The sequence below is a fragment of the Sphingomonas sediminicola genome (assembly GCF_014489515.1).
Lineage (GTDB): Bacteria > Pseudomonadota > Alphaproteobacteria > Sphingomonadales > Sphingomonadaceae > Sphingomicrobium > Sphingomicrobium sediminicola.
The window spans coordinates 322,438-342,370 of record NZ_CP060782.1; the positions used below are offsets into that span (position 1 = coordinate 322,438).

At 62.0% G+C, this 19,933-nt stretch carries 18 protein-coding genes and 1 pseudogene; 7 read left to right on the plus strand and 12 right to left on the minus strand.

The window, feature by feature from the left end:
- Nucleotides 1–16: 16 nt before the first annotated feature.
- Both erpA and xth read left to right on the plus strand, forming a co-directional pair.
- The gene (erpA, locus tag H9L14_RS01800) at nt 17–349 is read left to right on the plus strand and encodes an iron-sulfur cluster insertion protein ErpA (RefSeq protein WP_187708990.1); all 333 of its coding nucleotides are present in this window, start codon (nt 17–19) and stop codon (nt 347–349) included.
- Entirely contained in the window at nt 346–1,119 is a 774-nt protein-coding gene (xth, locus tag H9L14_RS01805) for an exodeoxyribonuclease III (RefSeq protein WP_187708991.1), read from the plus strand. The genes erpA and xth overlap by 4 nt, the downstream gene beginning before the upstream one ends.
- Before the next feature lie 10 nt (nt 1,120–1,129).
- Here xth and H9L14_RS01810 read toward each other — a convergent pair whose 3' ends face one another.
- Together H9L14_RS01810 and H9L14_RS01815 are read right to left on the minus strand one after the other, a co-directional pair.
- A complete protein-coding gene (locus H9L14_RS01810) occupies nt 1,130–4,438 on the minus strand; it encodes a M10 family metallopeptidase C-terminal domain-containing protein (RefSeq protein ID WP_187708992.1) in 3,309 nt (1,102 codons plus the stop codon).
- A gap of 133 nt (nt 4,439–4,571) precedes the next feature.
- Nucleotides 4,572–5,713, minus strand: a pseudogene (locus H9L14_RS01815) (N-acetyltransferase).
- Between the two features lie 96 nt (nt 5,714–5,809).
- On the opposite strand from H9L14_RS01815, the gene H9L14_RS01820 reads away from it, so the two are divergent.
- A complete protein-coding gene (locus H9L14_RS01820; protein ID WP_343070208.1) occupies nt 5,810–6,886 on the plus strand; it encodes a fatty acid desaturase family protein in 1,077 nt (358 codons plus the stop codon).
- Nucleotides 6,887–6,925: 39 nt separating this feature from the next.
- Here the strand turns inward: H9L14_RS01820 and H9L14_RS16435 are convergent, their stop codons facing one another.
- The 3 genes from H9L14_RS16435 to lptF all read right to left on the minus strand — a co-directional run bounded on the left by H9L14_RS16435 (nt 6,926) and on the right by lptF (nt 9,483).
- A complete protein-coding gene (locus tag H9L14_RS16435; RefSeq protein WP_281389406.1) occupies nt 6,926–7,057 on the minus strand; it encodes a hypothetical protein in 132 nt (43 codons plus the stop codon).
- A gap of 132 nt (nt 7,058–7,189) precedes the next feature.
- On the minus strand, nt 7,190–8,287 hold the full coding sequence (gene lptG / locus H9L14_RS01825) for an LPS export ABC transporter permease LptG (protein WP_425506889.1): 1,098 nt from the start codon (nt 8,285–8,287) through the stop codon (nt 7,190–7,192).
- Nucleotides 8,284–9,483, minus strand: a complete 1,200-nt coding sequence (gene lptF, locus H9L14_RS01830) for an LPS export ABC transporter permease LptF (RefSeq protein ID WP_246444337.1) — start codon at nt 9,481–9,483, stop codon at nt 8,284–8,286. The genes lptG and lptF overlap by 4 nt, the downstream gene beginning before the upstream one ends.
- 162 nt (nt 9,484–9,645) lie before the next feature.
- Between lptF and H9L14_RS01835 the strand changes: the two genes are divergently transcribed.
- Both H9L14_RS01835 and H9L14_RS01840 read left to right on the plus strand, forming a co-directional pair.
- Nucleotides 9,646–10,617 carry a diacylglycerol/lipid kinase family protein gene (locus H9L14_RS01835; RefSeq protein WP_187708994.1) on the plus strand — a complete coding sequence of 324 codons (972 nt, stop codon included), beginning with the start codon at nt 9,646–9,648 and terminating at the stop codon, nt 10,615–10,617.
- 3 nt (nt 10,618–10,620) lie between these two features.
- Nucleotides 10,621–11,484, plus strand: coding sequence for a hypothetical protein (locus H9L14_RS01840; RefSeq protein WP_187708995.1), 864 nt, complete (start codon nt 10,621–10,623; stop codon nt 11,482–11,484).
- On the opposite strand, the gene H9L14_RS01845 is transcribed toward H9L14_RS01840, so the two are convergent.
- Genes H9L14_RS01845 through H9L14_RS15435 form a run of 4 tightly spaced genes read right to left on the minus strand, consistent with a single transcriptional unit; the run spans nt 11,441 to nt 14,914 of the window.
- The gene (locus H9L14_RS01845; RefSeq protein WP_187710015.1) at nt 11,441–11,776 is read right to left on the minus strand and encodes a response regulator; all 336 of its coding nucleotides are present in this window, start codon (nt 11,774–11,776) and stop codon (nt 11,441–11,443) included. The two genes, H9L14_RS01840 and H9L14_RS01845, sit on opposite strands and share 44 nt — an antisense overlap.
- Nucleotides 11,739–13,421 (minus strand): ATP-binding protein, encoded by a 1,683-nt coding sequence (locus H9L14_RS01850; RefSeq protein ID WP_187708996.1) that lies wholly within the window; start codon nt 13,419–13,421, stop codon nt 11,739–11,741. The genes H9L14_RS01845 and H9L14_RS01850 overlap by 38 nt, the downstream gene beginning before the upstream one ends.
- Before the next feature lie 48 nt (nt 13,422–13,469).
- Nucleotides 13,470–14,669 carry a serine palmitoyltransferase gene (spt, locus tag H9L14_RS01855; protein WP_246444339.1) on the minus strand — a complete coding sequence of 400 codons (1,200 nt, stop codon included), beginning with the start codon at nt 14,667–14,669 and terminating at the stop codon, nt 13,470–13,472.
- Nucleotides 14,666–14,914 (minus strand): acyl carrier protein, encoded by a 249-nt coding sequence (locus H9L14_RS15435; RefSeq protein ID WP_246444341.1) that lies wholly within the window; start codon nt 14,912–14,914, stop codon nt 14,666–14,668. The genes spt and H9L14_RS15435 overlap by 4 nt, the downstream gene beginning before the upstream one ends.
- 486 nt (nt 14,915–15,400) lie before the next feature.
- Between H9L14_RS15435 and H9L14_RS01860 the strand changes: the two genes are divergently transcribed.
- On the plus strand, nt 15,401–16,882 hold the full coding sequence (locus H9L14_RS01860) for a hypothetical protein (RefSeq protein WP_187708998.1): 1,482 nt from the start codon (nt 15,401–15,403) through the stop codon (nt 16,880–16,882).
- Entirely contained in the window at nt 16,879–17,838 is a 960-nt protein-coding gene (locus H9L14_RS01865; protein WP_187708999.1) for a threonine ammonia-lyase, read from the plus strand. Before H9L14_RS01860 ends, H9L14_RS01865 begins: the two co-directional genes overlap by 4 nt.
- Here the strand turns inward: H9L14_RS01865 and H9L14_RS01870 are convergent.
- From H9L14_RS01870 to H9L14_RS01880, 3 genes are read right to left on the minus strand one after another with little or no spacing between them, the layout of a single operon-like run.
- Complete coding sequence (locus tag H9L14_RS01870) at nt 17,835–18,896, minus strand: isopenicillin N synthase family oxygenase (protein WP_187709000.1); 1,062 nt, start codon at nt 18,894–18,896, stop codon at nt 17,835–17,837. The two genes, H9L14_RS01865 and H9L14_RS01870, sit on opposite strands and share 4 nt — an antisense overlap.
- On the minus strand, nt 18,893–19,789 hold the full coding sequence (locus H9L14_RS01875; RefSeq protein ID WP_187709001.1) for a TSUP family transporter: 897 nt from the start codon (nt 19,787–19,789) through the stop codon (nt 18,893–18,895). The genes H9L14_RS01870 and H9L14_RS01875 overlap by 4 nt, the downstream gene beginning before the upstream one ends.
- Nucleotides 19,783–19,920 (minus strand): hypothetical protein, encoded by a 138-nt coding sequence (locus tag H9L14_RS01880; RefSeq protein WP_187709002.1) that lies wholly within the window; start codon nt 19,918–19,920, stop codon nt 19,783–19,785. The genes H9L14_RS01875 and H9L14_RS01880 overlap by 7 nt, the downstream gene beginning before the upstream one ends.
- Nucleotides 19,921–19,933 lie beyond the last annotated feature (13 nt).

Here is a 19,933-nt window from a genome sequence, read left to right on the forward strand (position 1 = left end):
CCCTATCTCGCTACCTGTGAGCGAGCCTGACATCATCCTGACCGAGAGCGCTGCGAAGCGTGTAGCCTGGATCGCTGAGCGTCAGTCGAGGCCTGCGATCCTGCGTCTCGCAGTGGATGGCGGCGGGTGCGCCGGCTTCACCTACAAGTTCGAGCTCGCCGAGAGACAGGCCGACGACGACACGGTCGCAGAGACTCACGGCGTCAAGCTGGTGGTCGATCCGATCAGTCTCGACCTCGTTCGCGGCTCGGCCGTCGATTTCGTCGAAGACCTCGGCGGCGCGGCCTTCAAGGTCACCAATCCCAATGCGGCTTCGGGCTGCGGCTGCGGCTCGAGCTTCTCGGTTTGAGGCTAGCGACGTTCAACATCAACGGCATCCGCGCGCGGCTCCCGCGCCTGCTCGAATGGCTGGACCGCGAAAAGCCGGACGTCGTCTGCCTTCAAGAATTGAAGTGCGCCGACGAAAGCCTGCCAATCGCCGACATCGAAGGCGCGGGTTACGGCGCCGTCTGGCACGGCCAGAAGGGCTTCAACGGCGTCGCCATACTCGCGAAGGGCGACACGCCGGAGCTCAGGCGCGTTGGCCTTCCGGGCGACCCCGACGACACCCACAGCCGCTACATCGAGGCTGAGACGAATGGCACGGTCGTTGCGTCGATCTATCTTCCGAACGGCAATCCGATCGGCACCGAGAAGTTCGAATACAAGCTCCGCTGGATGAAACGGCTCGAGGAGCGTGCGAAGGAACTGCTTGCGGACGAGCGTGCGGTGATCCTCGCGGGCGACTTCAACGTCGTCCCCGAAGACCGCGACGTCTTTTCGATCCGAGCCGCGTCAAACGATGCGCTGGTCCAGCCGGAGACGCGGGCGCAGTGGCGCAGGATGCTCAACCAGGGCTGGACCGAAGCCCTCCGCGCGTTCCACCCGAACGACGATCATCTCTACACCTTCTGGGATTACACTGCCGGCTGCTGGCAGCGCGATGCGGGCTTCCGCATCGACCATCTGTTATGCTCTCCAGAAGCCGCCGACCGCCTTCAAGGTGCCGGCGTCGACAAGTGGGCGAGGGGTGAAGAGAAAGCGTCCGACCATGCTCCGACCTGGGTCGAACTAGATTGAAGCCGTTCATTCAGGCCCACAGACCGCCGCTGGATAAGGTGACGTAGACGCCCGCGGAGCCGAAGCCGAAGAGATCGGCGTCTCCATCGTTGTCGAAGTCGAAGACATAGCGGGGGAAAGTGTTCTGGCTTTCCCAGCCGCCAGCTTCCGGGCCCGCGCCGAAGTTACCATAGACCGGTTGCGAGGCGGCGAAGGTGCCGTCTTCGCGGGCAAGCGCAACGTAGACTGCGCTGAGACCGAATCCAACGATATCGGCCCTCCCGTCCCCATTTACATCCGCAACTTCTCGGTGATAGCGGTCGTCAGACGTCCATTGGCCAGCAGCGGTCGACCGTCCGAATTCGCCCGTCGCGACATACGGCGCGCCGAAAGTCCCGTTGGCTTGACCCAAAGCCACATATGTGGCGCCCTCTCCGAAGGCGATGATGTCCGCTCGACCATCGCCGTTCACATCCGCCAGTTCGCGTGGGTAGCGGTCTTGCGAGGTCCAGCCTCCCGCGCCACCCGAGAACCCGAAGTTCACGGACGCGATGCCCGCAGCCGCGAACGTTCCATCGGAGCTGGCGAGTGCGACGAACACGCCATCGTTGCCGAAGCCGACGATGTCGGCACGGCCATCGCCGTTCACGTCCGCCAGTTCGCGCGGGTAGCGATCGTTCGACAGCCAGCCACCGGCGGTGGCAGAACGCCCGAACTCTCCGGTGGCCACAATGGGAGTAGCGAACGACACTCCCATTGTGGGGCTCGTGCTGAGCGAAACGTAAGTGCCACCCTCGCCGAAGGCGACGATGTCGTCACAACCATCGCCGTTCACGTCCGCCAGGAGACGAGGGTAAAGGTTGTTCGAGGTCCACCCGCCAGCTTCCGTCGAATAGCCGAAGTTGAACGAGACCAGCGCCGATCCTCCGAAACCGCCGTTGTCGGCGCTGATGACGACTGTAACGCCCTCTGGTCCGAACGCGACCACATCCGCCCGGCCGTCGCCGTTCACATCGGCAATCTGTCGAGGGGTCAGATCGTTCGAGGTCCAGTTGCCGGCATTGTAACCGAATCCGTCGACGGCCCAGCGGAGGCTCCCGAAGCCGGCAAACGGCTCGGTACCCCCCTCGATCGTGAGTTGGACTCCGCCACCCGCCGCAGCACTTGCAACAATTGACGCGTCCGTCGGGATTGGTGACTCCAAGGTCAGCGATCCGCCGGTGTAAGAGAGTGTATTACCCGAGAGGTTGAACGAGAACCCCGCGAGGCTCGCGTCACTGATTATGATCGTGTCGTTTCCGTAGAAATCGACGATTGTGTCGCCGTTGAGTCCGGCCGCGGTGTCGCGAAAAGTGTCCGCTTCACGTCCGCCGGTCAGCCGATCGATGCCTGCCCCTCCTACGATCAGGTTGGCACTCGAATTGCCGGTAATTACGTTGCTGAGTTCGTTGCCAGTACCGCTGATTGGCCATGGTTCTCCGCTGATGGAAGAGTTCATCAAGACCAAATTTTCAACGTTGGCAGGAAGGACGTAGCTCAAGTTTGATTGGACAGTGTCCATTCCTTGGTTCGGAGCCTCTGTCGGGTTCCAAGTGGTTCCGAAGACAAGGTATAAATCATCGCCCGCGCCGCCCCAGAACTCGACACCAACGGCACCTGCGTAATAGAATGTGTCGTTGTAGGCCGATCCGAGAATTCGTTCGATTGAGCCGTATGAGTCGCTACCGGTGCTATCGGAATAGCCGCCGATAAAGAGCGGGCCGGTAGCTAGGCTGTAATCGACGATATCGAAACCGTTTCCGCCGTCGATGGATTCGCTCGCCGGGCCCGCGATGAATACATCGTCGCCATCGCCGCCGACCAAATTGCGTTGTCCGGTTCCATAACTGATGATGAGGTCGTTACCGCTGCCGCCATCAAGCCGAAAAGTCCCCGACGTTCCGATGAGGACGTCGTCGAATGGAGATCCCGTAACTCCTTCAATACCTTCCAATGTATCGAGGCCGGCGCCAATCGTGTCTTGTTGGGTCGTTATGCCCAGGTCGATCCGGACGCCCGCAGTAGCTGTTTGATAAGACACCATGTCCTGACCATCGCCACCCGTCAGGACGTTGTTCGCGCTATTGCCGATGAAGGTGTCATTACCTGAGCCGCCAGTGGCATTCTCGATGACGACGCCGCGCGCGATGCTGAGGTTGCCGGTCGATCCATTGACGCTGGAGAACGTTTCTGGATTAAGATTGAATGTCTGGTTGAAGTATTGAACTTGCGAGAAATTCAGAGTGTCGATGCCGCCGGTATCGTAAATCGTGTAAGCGACGTTCTGAAGGCTGGCCGCGTCGTAAAGGCTGCCGGCATTCGAGTTGAACCCGTATCTCGTGTTGCCGGATCGCGTGCTGGACGACAGCCCGTAAAGCTCCTGCATCGCGACGATGTCCGCCAGCATCGGGGTGACGAGAAAGTTTTCGCTGAAGCCCTGGTTTCCGAAATAATAATTCTCGTGCTGGCTAAAGTACGACATGACAGTGGTGGCCCAACTGTCGTTCACGAACAACGCATCGGTCGTGTAATTCGCGGTCGAGTTGTAGTTCCCGGCATGCCCCAACCCTAGGGCGTGGCCGATCTCGTGAATGTAAGTTTGGAAGGCGTAACCGCCGACGTTGGCTCCATAGTCGGCAAGCCATTGGGTTGAAACGTTGACGGTCGACGAGGTGATGAAGCCGCCTGAATAAACAGAGTCGGAAAAAGCTCCGGATTGATTGTCATCGAAGACAATCTGGCCGCCTGTCGTAACCGGTATGAAGTTGACACCGATGATGTCTGTCCAGGTCTTGAGCGCGGCACCAGCCAAGGCTTGGCCTGCTGCAGTAAGTCCGGTGAGGTTGACGGTGATCGATCCGCCCTGGCTTACGTTGAACCGGTGTGCTCCGCCGTCCCAGTAACCGTTGACCAACTGGTCAGCGATCTGATCGTAGGTTGCGACGGCTGGCGGAACGTAGCTCGTGACCGTGAGCTGGTAATCGCCGCGAGTGGCGTCGTTGAAAGCGCCAACGTCGATGTAATAGGTTCCGGCCTGCGGCGCGATGACGTTGATTTTCGATCCCAGCAAGGTGCCGGGACTTATGTCGTCGTTCTCGAGGATGACGTTTCCGAGCGAGTCGCGGATTCGCAAATAAGGATCGCCAAGCGACAAGCCTTTCAGCGTGACGGTAATCGATTGACCCTCGCTCAGGTCAACTCGAAACCAGTCATGATCGCCGACGACTTCGAGGGTATTCGTCGTAACGCTTCCAACGACTACCGACGATGTCGTCGAGCTGCTGCCCGGGATATCGACCAAAACAACTGTCTCCAGGATGCCGAAGCTTTATTGAAATCAATCAATGACGGCTGAGTCAACGCGCTGCAAAGTCGGAAGCCCCGACCGACAAATAAAGGATTGGGCGATCCCCGGTCGCCAACAACGCTCGAGCTTAGAGCGCCTTTTCGTAGATCCGGTAGCGGTGGTTGATCTCGGCGCCGGGCAGCTGAGCGATCGAAAGCATCCCCTTATTGTCCTCGAGGATCCAGCCGAACTCGCCGTGAGTCGCGCCGAACTTGGAAACTGCATCGCGGCGCGTGAATTCGATCATCATGAAGGCGAGCTGGCTGGCGAGGCGCGAGCCGTGCAGCTTCCTGGCGACCCCCATCAATGGCACGCGGAGGCGGCGGGTCCGAGGCTTGCGAAGCCGCCACAGCAGCTTGATGAAGTTGAACGGGAACAGCTCGCCGTTGAGATCCTTCGTCAGCTCATTGATGTCGGGGATCGTGAGCATGAAGGCGACAGGCTCGCCATCCAATTCCGCGATCCGGACCAGCTCATTGAAGATGATCGGCTTCAGCTTCTTGCCCGCGTAGGCAATCTCCGCCGGAGTCAAAGGGACGTAGCCCCAGTTGTTCGACCAGGCGTCGTTGAGCAGATTGAGGATCAGCGCGGCTTCCTGGTCGAATTTCGACTTGTCGACGTTGCGAATTCGGATGCGCGGATTTCGTTCGCCCGACGCGATCAGCCGGTCGATCAGCGGGTCCTGCCAATTGGTGATGTCGAGCGCGTAGGTGATTAGGTCCTTGGCCTTTTCGTAGCCGGCGGCCTCGATCCAGCCCTGATACTCCGGCCGGTGGTGTCCCATCATTGCTGTCGGGATTCGTCGAAGCCTTCGATCTCAAGCCCCGGCTCATCCCAGATCGAAAGGCTGATGGGCCCGAGCGCCCGCTTCATGCCCTGCTGGCGAAGCCAGTCCTCGGCAGTCGCGATGAGCGCGGCTGAAGCCTCGGCGTCGAGCACTTCGTACATCCCCCATTGGCCGGTGCCCTGGCACATTTCGTCCTGTACGAGTTGGTCGACTTGCGCACTGATGCGCCCGACCACTTTTCCTCCGCGCTCGGCGAGCCACAGCTGCGCCTTCGCATGCTGGAACCACGGATTCTTCTTCGGGTCGAGCAGGCCGTGGACCTCGTCCTTCAAAGGCGGGACCCAGGCCGGATCGTCGCGATAAACGTCCCAGGCGAAGTCGACGAACTTCTTGCGATCCGCCTTTGAATCGATCGGGCGAACGGTCAGTGCTGAGGAATTCATGAGCGCTGGCTAGCGCGGCAACGCGCCAACCGCCAGCCATAGCGCCGTTGTAGCGCCATCATCGCGCCACTATCTCTTTGCAGAGGCAGCCAAATCATGACCCGGACAAGCATTCTTGAGCTGCAGCGCAGCGTCGAAGCCGATTCCACGCGAGGCGACCAGACGCCGGTGCGTGCATCGGGCGACGACAAGGCGATGCTGAAGGCCGCTGCGGACCTGACTCGCGACCTGAATGTCGCGCGGCCGGGCATCTACTGGGCCGACATGATCGGATGCGCCCTTCTCGGCTATGCCGGGCTGTTCACTGCGATCTTCACGAGCTCGGCGGTGGTCGCGACAGTGGCGGTCGTCGTTGCGATGCTCGCGCTGTACCGCGCCGGCAGCTTCATTCACGAGCTGACCCACATCAAGCCGAACGCGGTCCCGGGCTTCCGGCTCGTCTGGAACCTGATCGTCGGGATACCGCTGCTCGTCCCGTCCTTCCTCTATGAAGGCGTCCACAATCAGCATCATGCGAAGCGCTACTACGGGACGGTCAACGATCCCGAGTATCTCCCGCTCGCGCTGATGAAGCCGTGGACCTTGCCGGTTTTCCTGATCGCGGCTGCGCTCGCACCGATCGGTATGCTGATTCGCTTTGGAATCCTTGCGCCGCTGTCGCTGTTGTCACCCAAGCTCCGCGATACGGTCGTCGCGAAGTATTCGGGGCTTCAGATCAACCCGAAGTTCCGCCGTCCGCAACCCGAGGGCGATTTCCGCAAGCAATGGCTGGCGATGGAGATTGCGTGCAGCGTGTGGGCGATTTCTCTGCTCGCGATGGTTGCGACGGGCGTCGTCCCTGTGCGCGCCTTCCTGATCTTCCTTGGCGTTGCGTCCGGGGTGATGTTCCTCAACCAGATCCGCACTTTGGTCGCGCATCTCTGGGAGAATGACGGTGAGCCGATGACCGTCACCGCGCAGTTCCTCGACAGCGTCAACGTGCCGCCGCCAGGGACCCTGCCTGCAATTTGGGCGCCGGTCGGCCTTCGCTACCACGCCCTGCATCACCTGCTTCCGGGCTTGCCCTACCATGCGCTCGGCGAGGCGCACCGCCGTCTGTGCAAGGCGCTGGATGGGATTCGGTCTATCACGACTCGACCTATCGCAGCCTTTCCCGGCTGGTCGGACGGCTAGCGGCCAGCAGCTGGACCGCCGGCGCCCGCTAAGCGCTCTTCACTCGAACTCGATGACCCGGACCACTACCGGTCGTCCATTCTCGACAATCAGGATCTCTCGCTTTCGCGCGGTCCGCTCCTGCCGCCACGTATCTTTAGTGACGAGTACCGAGTGGGCGACGCGCACCATGGCCCTTGCCTGACTGGGCGGACGAGGGGCCGAGATCGTGGCGGCAAGAGCGGCGGACAGGAACACCGCCAAGTCTTCGTCAGGTCAGGCTTAAGCGGACCCTGCGCATGCCTCCGAAACGGATGGAGATCCTTACTCTTCGGATCGGATCAGGACCGTCTCACCGACGAGGAGGAACAGCAGGAACGGTGCCCAGGCGGCGAGGAAGGGCGGGTAGGCGCCGACATTGCCCATAGCCAGGCTGAAGTTATCGGCCACGAAGTAGGCGAAGCCGAGCGCCATGCCGATCGTCGCACGCATCAGGACCTGGCCCGAGCGGGCCAGCCCGAATGCCGCGGTCGCTGCGAGCAGGGGCATGAGAAGGGTCGAAAGTGGACCAGAAATCTTGTGCCAAAGCCCGGCCTTGGCCTCGTCGGCTGGACGTCCGGCGCGTTCGAGCTGGCCGATGCGCTCCTTCAAGGTCCAGAAATCGAGCTGGTCCGGATCGACCTTCGCGAGGGTCAGCTGCTCGGGCTTGACGCCTTCGAGCCCGGTCATTTCAGGAACGTGCCGGACGATATTCATCGATGAATCGTAGACGCGCACCTTCGAAAGCTTCCACGCGCCGTTCTGGGGATCGGCGCGATCGGCCTGGATGATCCGTTGCAGGACGCCGCGCTCGCGGTCGTAGATCGACACGCCCTCTGCGTGGAAACGTCGTCCTTGCCCCCCGACGTGCCGTGCCTGTATCAAATCCTCGCCATTGAGCAGCCAGATATTGCTGAGGATTCCACTCTCAGGAGGCACCGGCCGATAGTCGTTGTCGCTCCAAGCCGTCACCTGGCGGTTCGCGTTGACGACCACCTTCTCATTGAACGCGAACAGGCCGCCGGCAATGACGAGGCTGGCGAGGATCAGCGGCGCCAGCATCTGGTGCGCTGAAATGCCCGCGGCCTTCATGGCCACGACTTCGCTGTGCTGATTGAGGCCCGTGAACGCGATCAACGTCCCGAGCAGAACCGAGAAGGGCAGGAAACGCGAGATCAGCAGAGGCACCCGGAGCGAAACGTATCGCCATAGTTCCGGCTCGCCATTGCCCGGGATCGCAAGGATCTTCCCGGACTCGCCGAGCAGGTCGAGCGTCATCAGGACGAGGACGAGCGCGAGCAACACCGCGAGGCTTCGCGTGATGAAGAGCTTGACGGTGTAGAGCGCCAGCCGCCGCGACGGGAAGAATTGCAGGTTGATCATGCCGGCCGGACTTTCGGCAGGAGCCTGCGGACGGCCTTGCCGACTTGGCTGAACGCCCGCTCCAGCGCGCCGATCGGCTGTCCGCCGGGCCGGTGCGCGAGCACGTGGTACATCCAGTAGATCATGGCCGACAATGCGAGCAGCGGGATCCAGAGCGCCAACACCGGCTCCATCCGGCCCTGCGCCGCGGCCTGCTCTGCGTACTGGTTCACCTTGTGATAGGCGACCACGATCACGATCCCGATGAAGATACCTAGCGCGGAACTGCTTCGCTTCGGCGGGACAGCGAGGGCGACGGCCAGCAGCGGAAGCATCAGCATCATCAGGACCTCGACGATACGGAAATGCAGGTTCGCCTGCGCACCGAGCCGCTGTGCCTCGGGCACGTTTCGCAAATAACCGTCGCGGAAAAGCTCGGGCAGGGTGAATTCCTCCAGCTCCTCGTGGCCGCGTTGCCGAAAGCTGTCGACGCGCGGCAGGTTGATCGGCAAGTCGTAGAGGTCGAACGACAAGGTTCGCGGAGTCCGAAACTTCGGGGAATCCTGGATCAGGCGGCCCTTCTCGAGCCTGAAGAGGATCACGTCGGGATCGTCGGTCGACAGGAACCGGCCCTGGTCCGCGGTCGCAGCAACCTGGGTCCCCGACTTGTCGTCGACCTGGACGAAAATGCCGTGAAGCTCGGTTCCGCGGTTTTCGCTGCGATCGATGCGGAGCGTCATCCTCCGCCCCAGGTGATTGAATTCGCCGACCTTCATCGACGCACCCAGCGCGCCGGAGCGCAGGTCGAAACGCAGCCGCTCATATCCGTAGTGCGTCCAAGGCTGTAGCCAGCCGACGATGAACAGGTTCAGCAGCAATAGCCCGATGGCAAAGGCGTAAGGGACACGCAGCAACCGGCCGAAGCCCGCCCCGATCCCGCGCAATGCATCGAGTTCCGATGACAATGCCAGCTTCCGGAAGGCCAGCAGGATGCCGAGCATCAGCCCGATCGGGATGCCCAGTGAGAAATATTCCGGGAGCAGGTTCGCGAGCATCCGCCACACGACGCTGACCGGTCCGCCGGCAGTCACGACGAAATCGAACAGGCGCAGCATCTTGTCGAGGACCAGCAACATGGCGGCGAGCAGGAGCGTTCCGATCAGCGGCACCGCGATCGTCTTCACCAGGTAGCGATCGATCAAAGTTAGTCGGCGCACGGATTTAGTCGTCCCAACACCATGATTTGGCCGCAAACCCGACCCAGATATCGCAATGGGCCGTTGCATCTTCCTGAACGGCCTTGGTCGAAGCCTATAACGGACGGAACGTGAAAATCATGTCGAAATCGCGTTTCGCCGCTCCGCAAGTCAGCGAGTAAGATGTCCCGTCCACGGATCGCATTGCTGTCGAACCCGAAGTCGACGGGGAATATTGCGCAGCTTTCGCGCATCCGCGACTATTGCGCCGACCATCCGGACATCTTCCATTACGAGGTCGAGCGGGCCGAGCAGATCGGCGACGCGCTTCGTACCATCGCTCGCGTCCGCCCGAAGATACTGATCATCAACGGTGGCGACGGCACCGTTCAGGCCGCCCTGACCGAAATCCACAACGGCGGTCATTTCGGGACGCAGCCTCCGCCGGTCGCGGTTCTCCCGAACGGGAAGACAAACCTCATCGCTCTGGACCTGGGTGCGCAAGGCGACCCAATCGTTGCGCTCGAGCGGCTGGTCCTGCTCGCGCAGTCGGACCTTAGCCCGCACATCGTCGCGCGCGAGTTGATCGCGCTGCGCTGCGACCCGTTATCGCGGCCGGTCATCGGCATGTTTCTCGGTGGCGCCGGCCTCGCCGACACCATGCTCTACTGCCGCGACAAGATTTACCCGCTCGGTCTTCCGAACGGTGTCAGCCATGTGTTGACCGCGCTCGCATTGGTTGTCCGCATGGTCCTGGGGCTGCAAAATCGTTTCCTCCCCCCGACACCAAGCCCATTGCAGGTTTCCGTCCGGCGTGAAGGCCCGATCACCGGGCGTTTCGCCCTCCTTGCGGTGACCACGCTCGAAAAGATGCTCCTTTCGAGTGAGTTGCGGGGAACTGGCGGAGGGCCGTTAAAGCTGCTGGCCATCGAGGAACGCCCAGCCTCACTGTTCAGGGCAATCCTTGCAAGTATTGCCGGCAAACTCGGCCGCTCGCGGCTGCGGGGCGTTCATTTCGAGGAAGCGGACGAGATCAGCATTGAGGGCGAGGGCTCCAGCCTCATTCTCGACGGCGAGATGTTCCACACCCGGATCGGCCAGCCGATCGTCCTTAAGCCCGCTCAGCCGCTGTCGTTCGTCCGCCTCGCGGCCTGAGCCGTGGCGGCATTGCGCGATCTCGTCGCCGAAGAGCTCGCCGAGCAGGTCGACCCGCGAGTCAGGACCATGGCGGAGGCGATTGCGGCGAAACACGCGCCGGCGTCTCGCGCCGTCCTCTTCTACGGTTCCTGTCTTCGGCAGAAGCAGCTCGAAGGGTTGATGCTGGACTTCTACCTGATCGTTTCAGATTACCGCACGACATACGGGAAGTCCTGGCTTGCAGCCGCGAACCGAATGATCCCGCCGAACGTTTTCTACTTCGAGCATGACGGGCTGGTCGCCAAATATGCCGTGCTCAGCGAGCCGGACTTCTACCGCCTCAACGGTCCGGAGACCCGCAACGTCTCGGTCTGGGCAAGGTTCGCGCAGCCGTCGCGGTTGGTCTGGGCTGCGGATGACGCTTCCCGGGCGGCCGCGATTGCAGCGATATCCCGGTCGGCTCCGACGCTGCTCGCATCGGCCGGACGGGTTGAGGGAGAGGCGCCGCTGGACTGGTGGCGCCGGGCGTTCTCGCTGACCTATTCCGCCGAACTTCGGGCCGAACGCAAAGGTCGCAGCACGTCGGTCGTCGACGCAGACCTCGAACGTTACCAGCGGTTCAGCGGTCCGGCGATTGCGGCGATCCCCGCGCTGATGGCTCGACCATCGAGCTGGGCCAGGCGGCGCGTCGAAGGAAAGATGCTGTCAGTGGTTCGGCTCGCTAAGGCGAGCGCGACCTTCGCAGGCGGCGTCGATTACATCGCGTGGAAGATCAATCGGCACGCTGGCACCGAGATCGACATTAAGCCTTGGCAAAGACGCTGGCCGCTGCTCGCCGCGATCAGCCTGCTGCCGCGGCTCCTCCGCTCCGGCGCGGTTCGCTAGGCCGGCGCGACAAAGCGACTGCTACGGCATTGGCCAGCGCGCCGACGGTGAACGGCTTGCGCAGCAGTTCGTAGCCGACGAGGTCACCGGTTTCTCCCTCGCCGACATATCCGGTGACGAACAGCACCGCGAAGTCGTCGTGCGACTGCTTCAAGTGCTTGATCAGTTCCGGGCCGGTCATTTCCGGCATGATGACGTCCGTGATGACGAGGTCGAACGGCTGGCTTTCGAAGATCCCGACTGCTTCGGCACCGCTACTGCACGCGACCGGGTCGTAATCGAGATCTTGCAAGGCCTCGATGGTTGACGACCGGACGCGAGGATCGTCCTCGACCAGCAGTATGCGGGCCCCGCGACGGTCGCGTCCTCGACCCTCTGCATAGCCGGATGGAGCCGGATCTTGGTCTCCGCGGCAACGGTCCGCGGCAGATAGACCGATACGGTCGTGCCTTTGCCGATCTGGCTTTCGATTCCGACCTCGCCCCCGACTCGTGTGCAAAGCCGAAGATCTGGCTGAGACCGAGACCGGTACCCTTGCCGACGGGCTTGGTCGTGAAAAAGGGCTCGAACGCCCGTTCCATCACTTCAGGAGTCATGCCGCAGCCCGTGTCGGTGACGCTGATCCGGACATACTCGCCGGCGCGGATGTCGCCGACCTCGTTGGCCGCGAGGACGATATTGCTCGCAGTGATGCGCATCAGGCCTTCGCCCTCCATCGCGTCACGCGCATTGACCGCCAGATTGACGATGGCGTTCTCGAGCTGGTGCGGGTCGACGTAGATCGGCCAGACATCCGGTGCGAGGTCGACCTCGACGTGGACGCGCTCACCGAGCGTGCGGTCAAGCAGGTCGGACATGCCGGACACGAGCTCAGAACTGTCGACACGCTCGGGCAGCAACGGCTCCGAGCGAGCGAAGGACAGCAGGCGCCGGGTAAGGGCCGCTGCGCGCGTCGCGCCTTCCATTGCGTTGTTGAGGTGGTTGAGGACTTCGCGCTTCGGGCCGTTGAGCCGCCTGCGGGCGAGATCGATCCCGCCGACGACGACCGCCAGCATGTTGTTGAAGTCGTGCGCGATGCCTCCGGTCAGCTGACCGACGGCCTCCATCTTCTGGACCTGGCGCAGCTGAGCTTCAGCCGCTTCGCGCTTCTCGGCTTCCGCTTTGAGCGCCTTGTTCGCCTCGATCAGTTCACGGGTTCGCTCAGCGACTGCTTCTTCGAGACCCTCGGCGCGCTCCGTCTCCGTATCCGCCAGCTTCTTCGCATAGGCGAATTGCCGCACCGCTTGGACTGAAACCAGTCCGAGGAAGATTGCGCCGAGCCCGACGAGAACTCCTAGCCAGCTCAGATAATCCGTGAGGCGATCCGCTTCGGCGGAGAAGAATTGCGTCTGCTCCATCCGCTGGCGCAGCAGGGTGCGCTCGGCCGCGGCGATTTCAGCCAGCTTGGCCGAGAGATCCGAGCCGACTTCCGACTGCGCGGCCTGGTAGAAATAGCCGGTGCCGCCGGAGCCCTGCTTGGCGACAGTGGCGCGAGCGGCGGCCGCAAACTCCTCGCCTCGCATCTGGTAGAGCCGGTCGAGCTCCTGGACCCGCTTACGCTGCGCGGGGTCGGAGCGGACGAGCCGTTCGAGCTGCCTGATCTGCTGTCCGGCGAGCCGCCACTGGCTGTAATAGATATTCCCGCTGGTCTTGACCTCCTCGTCGAGAACGAAGCGGCCGAGCCCGGCTTCGGCCCGCGAGATGCTGGCATCGACCGCGCGCGAGAGCAGATTGACGTCATAGGCGTGCCGCTCCCCGGCCAGAGCGCGGTCGCGCGTCTGGTTGGACATGGCCACAAGCACGACCATGGCGAGCAGAATCAGGGTGGCGACCAGTGCGCCTGCCGCTGCCCCACCCCGTCGCCAGTCGAACTGGAGATCGTCCCCGCTGGGCGTCATGGAATCAGTTTAGCCCCGTCTGCTTCCCGACGGAAGGCGGGTTAACGCTTAAATGCAACCGGTTGCTCGGCCTGCCGCAGCGAACATTCCAAGTATCTCTTCTACCTGCTCCGAACTGTGCTCCGCGCACAGGGAGCAACGCAGGAGCGTCATTCCCGCCGGAGTTGCGGGCGGACGGGCCAGATTGACGTAAAGCCCTTCCTTCAGGAGCGCTTCCCACATCGCCGCGCCAGTTTCGAGGTCCGGCATGATCACCGCAATGATCGCCGACTGAGGTTCCTGCGTGCCGAGCGTGAAGCCAAGCTGGCGAAGCCCGGCGTGGAGCCGCTTCGAATTCTCCCACAGATGAGCTCGCTTGTCGGACGAATCCATCAGCTTACGGATCGACGTGGCCGCGGTCGCGACCACCGACGGCGGGAGCGAGGCGGTGAAGACGTAGGGGCGACAGACGAGCCGCAGGATCTCGAACTTCGGATGGTTCGACACGCAGAAGCCGCCGACCGTTCCAACCGATTTGGAGAAGGTACCGATGATGAAATCGACGTCGTCAATAACGCCCTGCGCCTCGGCGACGCCACGGCCATGCTCGCCGATGAAGCCCATCGAGTGAGCCTCGTCGACGAGGACCATCGCACCGTTGGCCTTGGAGACGGCGACCATCTCCTTGAGAGGAGCAATGTCGCCGAGCATCGAGTAGACGCCTTCGAGCACCACCAGCTTGCCGGCGCCCTCGGGCACCCGTTTCAGCCGCTTTTCGAGCGCTTCGATATCGTTGTGGCGGAAGGGGACGATCTGGGCGTTGCCCATCGCGCACCCGTCGTAAATCGATGCGTGGCTGTCGATGTCGAGGATGATGTAGTCATCCTTGCCGGCGATCGTGGAAATGATGCCGAGGTTCGCCTGGTATCCGGTCGAGAACACCATGGCATGGTCCATGGCGTAGAAGTCCTTGAGCGCATCTTCGACCGCGCGGTGGCCGACGTAGGTGCCGTTGAGCACCCGGCTTCCGGTCGTGCCCGACCCGAATTCGTCGAGCGCCTTCTTGCCGGCCGCGATGACGTCCGGGTCGAAGGTCATGCCCATGTAATTGTAAGTGCCGAGAAGGATCGTCCGACGGCCGTTGCAGATGGCGACGGTCGGGCTTTCGACCTTCTCCATAACCAGGTTGAACGGGTCGGTGACGCCGCTCGAAAGCAAGCCCTCGCGAAGTGCGATCAGGTCGTCGAACTTGGAGAAGAGGTCGCTCACCGTTCGCTCTCGAGCTGGCGGACGGCATCGATCAGCTGGTCGACAGTCTCGATCTCGGCCGCGCGGTTCATGCTGATCAGGATATCGAACTCGTCCTCGACCGAGGCGACGAAGTCCATCACGGTCAGGCTGTCCCATTCGAGGTCCTGAGCGAAGCGCGTGTCGCCGGAAATTTCGATGCCCTTCTTGTTGAAAGGATCGATCAGCTCGCGGATCTTGGCTTCGGTTTCGTCGCGGTCGGTCATGGAGGCGCCCTATTAAGAGGCGCGTCCTTTCGCAACGCAATCAGGCGGGAATAGGGCGGTACGGTGCCATGGGCCGGGCAGGCGAAGCTCATGAAGGTGATGATGTGACGCGAGTCGTGAGCGGGCGTGCCTCCCTTGGGCAAGCAGAGAGGAAGTTGATCGTGTGTGACCTTCATCATCTTCGAGGGCGACAGAAGATCTGATGCGTGGAAGATACGTGAATAATCGCCGTCATGAGCACAACAGACAGGTTGTAGGACAGAATTTTCCTATTGCCGGAGTGGACGGCGGACATTGCAACTATCGTCTTGCAAATCCAAGACTGCTCTACATACTCCCAGTCGAGTAATGCGTAAGGAGTAAGTTGTGTTGAGCCTGTTGCTTTCAATTGCTCTTGGTACATCGTCGTGAATTCGCTGCAGATCGAGCTGGAACCCCGGCCAGCTCTCTAAAATTCCTAAAGACCTCTCAGGGGCCGAACGCACCATGGCGCGCATCGCGCGCGGTCATCGACTGCGTCATGTTGCCGTCTACCTGTTGTTCGTAGGGGTCGCTGCGCTGCTCATGATGCCGGCGGTGATTGGTCCGCCCATGCTCTATGACAGCTTCATTATCAGTTGGGTCTGGGCCGACCAGTTCACGTCGGAGATCGCCCGCGGCAATCTCTATCCACGCTGGCTGCCGCTCTCCAACTCCGGGCTCGGCTCACCAGTCTTCTACTATTATCCGCCGATTGCCTTTTACGTTACGGCCATTTTCGGGCTGCTTGGCGTCAGCACGTACGCCAGCGTGATGGCCGCTTTCTGGTCATCCTACGCGATGTCCGGAATCACCGCATGGCATTGGCTGAAGGAGCGATCATCGCGACCAGTTCTCGGTGCGTTGATGTTCGTGGCAGCCCCCTATCACCTGTTCGATTTCAGCCGCCGCGGAGCTCTTGCGGAAACCGTCGCAATCTCGTTGATCCCACTGCTGGCGATCGGACTTCGGCGCATCGCTGAAGGGCGCGGCATCGTCTTGGCGGCTCTGGCCTATGGCGTGCTCATTTGCACGCATCTGCCCCTCGCGTTGCTCGCAAGCACTTTCCTAATTGCCCCATATGCGCTGTGGCACCGGCGCGAGCTGCCCCATTTTGCGTTGGCATGCGGTCTCGGGATCGGATTCGCGGCAATCTACCTTGGACCCGCGCTCACTTTGGAAAGGCATCGCGAGGCCGCAATGCTTTATCGATACGATTTTCTGAGACCTGAATTCTGGTCGATCTGGAGTGCGAACCTGGAGCTTGGTTTCGTTGCAACCGTGTTCCTTCTCATGGCTTCCCTTACAGCCCTTGCGGTGATCCTGATCATCACGCGCCGCGACAAATGGGCATTCCTTGCACTCGGAATCCTAGTCATCAGCGCCGGCGTCGTTCCGGCTTTCTGGTCCTTGCCGCTGCTCGCGAAGGTTCAGTTTCCCTATCGCGCTCTTCCAATCGCAGAGTTCGCACTCGTTACGGCAGTCGCGAGTGCCCGGTTTCGGCCGTTGCTGCTGATCATTATGATGCCGGTCGCCTACTTGTCCGCCACCTTCCTGCTCCAGCCGAGAAGCGGGGAGATTCCGACCGTGGCCAGTATCCAGGCGGACCATCCTGACTTGCCCGAATATCTGCCGCCCGGAGTGATGGCGCTTGAAGATTCGTCGGACCCGGGGGAGCTGGCAAGAAGTTTGCTGCCGCCACCGCAGGTTCCGGGGAAGGTGGTGGAACCGCACTTCTATTTCCCGGCCTGGTCGTGCGGCGAAATGCATCCGCAGACTAAGCTGTTGATGCACAACCCTGGATGCAGTCCGCGGATTGTATGGACGCGCGAAGAAAGAGTTGGTGCGCTGATCACACTCTTGAGTTTGGCCGCTCTTGCTTGGCTTGGGTTTAGACAAACCCGTGAGCCGACCATAAGGATCGCCAACCAGGCGCGGGGAAAGCGATGATCGATCCGGTTCGGCGAATCTCACTCGACGACATCGAGCAGGCGCGGGGGCGGATCGCGAGCACGGTGCTTCGTACGCCGCTCGTCAGGCTGGACCTCGGCAAGGACGGGCCGGACATTCGGCTGAAGCTGGAAAACCTCCAGCCGACCAACGCCTACAAGATCCGCGGCGCGACGAATGCGGTGGCGAACCTGTCGGACGAGCAACGGGCGCGGGGCGTGTGGACGATCAGCGCCGGCAATGCGGGGCAGGGCGTGGCTTATGCCGCGCGCAAGTTCGGCATCGCCGCAACCGTGGTGGCGATCGAAACCGCGCCGCAGACCAAGCTCGACCGAATGCGGGCGCTCGGCGCGGCCATCGTTCCTGTTTCCTACGATGATGCCTGGAAAGCAGCGGAGAGCCACACGTTCCCCGGCCTTGAGGGCACCTTCATCCACCCTTTCGACAATCACGACTTCATCGCCGGGCATGCGACCATGGGCCTCGAAATCCTGGAAGATGCTCCCGACGTTCACACCGTGATCACAGCGATCGGCGGCGGCGGCCTGATCACCGGCGTCGGGAGCGCGATCAAGGCGAAGCGGCCGGACGTGCCGGTGCTCGGCGCCGAGCCCGAAACGGCGGCTCCCTATGCCTTGTCGCTCCGCGACGGCGGCCCGCGCAAGTTCGCCGAATGGCAGGCTTCATTCGTCGATGGCGCGGGCGGCAAAAGTGTCACCGAGCGAATGTGGCAGCGGATGCGACCGGTGACCAACGGGTCGATCACCGTCACCCTGGACCAAACGCGCGAGGCGATGTGGCTGATCGCCGAAAAGACGCGGACGATTGCGGAAGGCGCGGGAGCCCTGGCGCTCGCGGCCGCGCTGACCGGCGAGGCAGGCGAGGGGCCGATCGTCTGCGTGGTCTCTGGCGGAAACATCGACCTCGGCAAATTTGCCGAGCTCGTCGTAACCTAGCCGACGGCGTAACCGTCGCCGTAGAATTTGCTCGTGCTGCGCGTGTGGAAGGCGATGGCCTCGATCGGATCGTACTTCGGCGCGCCGAGCCCCGGTAGGACATCGAGGATCTCATTCTCCCACAGGTAGACCGCCATCGGGAACGACGTCCGCGCGCTCGTCAGGTGCGACCCGTCGCTGGGCTTGCCGACCCGGTGCGTCGTTGACGGAAGCCGGTCGTTCGAGATGCGCTGCATGTAATCGCCGGTGTTGATGATGATCGACCCGCGCGGAGCACGCAGCCGAACCCATTTGCTGCTTCGGTGATTCCAGACCTGCAGGCCATCACATTTGGAAGCCGGAAGGATCGTGAACAGGTCCACGTCCTCGTGGCCGAGCAGTCGGCCCGCGCCGGAGCGGTCCTGCTCCTCTGTCATTGGCGGATAATAGTTGAGCCGCAGTCCGAAATTGGTCTGGGTAAGCTTGCGATCGTAGATGTCCGGATCGCAGCCGAGCCCCTGGAAAATGGCCTGTGCGATCGGCTTGATCAAAGGCTCATGTGCTTCGACCAGGCGGCGGAACTGCACCTCCTGTTCCGCGCGCGGCCAATACTCTTCGGCATCGAACGGCGCATCACGATCTTGCGGGATATCGAAGGCACGCCTGCACCAGACCCAGCCCTCGACCAGATCGGGATGAATGTCGCTGGTCTCCTCCAGCGGGAAATAGCCCTGGCTGACCGAGCCGTATCGCCGGGCCCGGAACCGCATCTTCTCACCGAACGGGGTGGCGGTGAACAGCTCGGCAACGCGGTCGTGCATTTCATCGTATAGCACCGGATCGACGCCGTGCCCGGTGAGGACCGCAAAGCCGATGTCCTGCAAGGCTTCCGCAAATTCCTTGGCAAACTGGGCCCTGTCTTCCGAGCTTCCATGCAGGAATGGCCCGAAGTCCAGCGTTGCGATTCGATACTCCTCGTCGAATTCGTCGGTTTCGCTTTCGGCAAGCCGGTAGGTGTGCGTCTTGCGCACCTGGTCGTACTTTTCGAAGTCGCGATTGATGGCGCTCGTATCGGTCATGATGCGGCCACCGCGGCTGTCGCACCTTCGGCTCGATGCTCGCGGCGGCCGTGCAAGGCGGCGCGAAGCAGGATCGCCGCCGAATAAAGAACGACGATTACGACCATCCAGCGCAAGACTTCGATCGGCATTGACTTCACGATCAGCGCCGCGACGAGCACTGCCGGGATTCCGCCGAGGGTGAGGCCGAGGACCACGCGCATGTCGACCTGGCCGATCTGGATGTGCCGGACGCTCGCGCTCGCGCCCATGAGGGATCCTCCCAACGCCATGATCGGGAAGCACAGCCTCGGGTCCATGCCCATCAGGCTCAGCATGACGAGCATTGGCGCGTAATTGCCGACGCCAAAGTTGGCGAGAATCCCGAGGACGAAGCTTGCGATCACGGCGATAACGGTCAGCTCGACCGGAAGCCCGGACGCTTCGCCTCCGCCGGGGAAGAGGTGCAGGTTGGTCATCACATAGGCGCCCGCAGCAAGGGCGAGGCCGATTGCAAGGATGAACTGGACGACCCAGACCCTTGCGCGAGCGACGAGAGGAGCTCCGACGATTCCGCCGATCATCGTCGCAAGCGCGCATCCGACCAATAAGGTCGTATCGACCATCACCCCGAGCAGGATCAGGAAGATGACGCTCTCAGCCATGACCGGCGGCGTAAGCCCGACAAGCATGGTTGGGGGTATCAACCGGTCCGGCACAAGCTTCCGGAACTTGAGCCAGGCCGCCGTCGGGGCGAACGACCCGATTCCCAGCGTGTCGAAGAAGTTGACGACGGCGCCGAGGATAGTGGCTTCGAGAGTGGGCTTCGCCCCTTGCGCGATTGCCGAGCGCGCGAGGAAAGAGACGTTGACGAGAATGGCGAGCGCGAGCGTCGCGATGATCGCAATCAGCATTGCCCCAACTCCAGCGCGTTCGCGGTCAAGAGCAGAACGATATCGGTCATTATGGTCACCTGAAACAAAAAAAGCCCGCCGATGGCGGGCGGGCATTCGATGATCGTTGGTAGGTCGATCAGTCGCGCCATCGCTCCGCATGCG

Excerpts from the sequence above, each read along its gene's own strand:
- H9L14_RS01820 (WP_343070208.1), top strand. The coding sequence starts at position 5,810 with ATGACCCGGACAAGCATTCTTGAGCTGCAGCGCAGCGTCGAAGCCGAT.
- H9L14_RS16435 (WP_281389406.1), bottom strand. The coding sequence starts at position 7,057 with ATGGTGCGCGTCGCCCACTCGGTACTCGTCACTAAAGATACGTGGCGG.
- lptG (WP_425506889.1), bottom strand. The coding sequence starts at position 8,287 with ATGATCAACCTGCAATTCTTCCCGTCGCGGCGGCTGGCGCTCTACACC.
- H9L14_RS01835 (WP_187708994.1), top strand. The coding sequence starts at position 9,646 with ATGTCCCGTCCACGGATCGCATTGCTGTCGAACCCGAAGTCGACGGGG.
- H9L14_RS01850 (WP_187708996.1), bottom strand. The coding sequence starts at position 13,421 with ATGACGCCCAGCGGGGACGATCTCCAGTTCGACTGGCGACGGGGTGGG.
- H9L14_RS15435 (WP_246444341.1), bottom strand. The coding sequence starts at position 14,914 with ATGACCGACCGCGACGAAACCGAAGCCAAGATCCGCGAGCTGATCGAT.
- H9L14_RS01860 (WP_187708998.1), top strand. The coding sequence starts at position 15,401 with ATGGCGCGCATCGCGCGCGGTCATCGACTGCGTCATGTTGCCGTCTAC.
- H9L14_RS01865 (WP_187708999.1), top strand. The coding sequence starts at position 16,879 with ATGATCGATCCGGTTCGGCGAATCTCACTCGACGACATCGAGCAGGCG.
- H9L14_RS01870 (WP_187709000.1), bottom strand. The coding sequence starts at position 18,896 with ATGACCGATACGAGCGCCATCAATCGCGACTTCGAAAAGTACGACCAG.
- H9L14_RS01875 (WP_187709001.1), bottom strand. The coding sequence starts at position 19,789 with ATGCTGATTGCGATCATCGCGACGCTCGCGCTCGCCATTCTCGTCAAC.
- H9L14_RS01880 (WP_187709002.1), bottom strand. The coding sequence starts at position 19,920 with ATGGCGCGACTGATCGACCTACCAACGATCATCGAATGCCCGCCCGCC.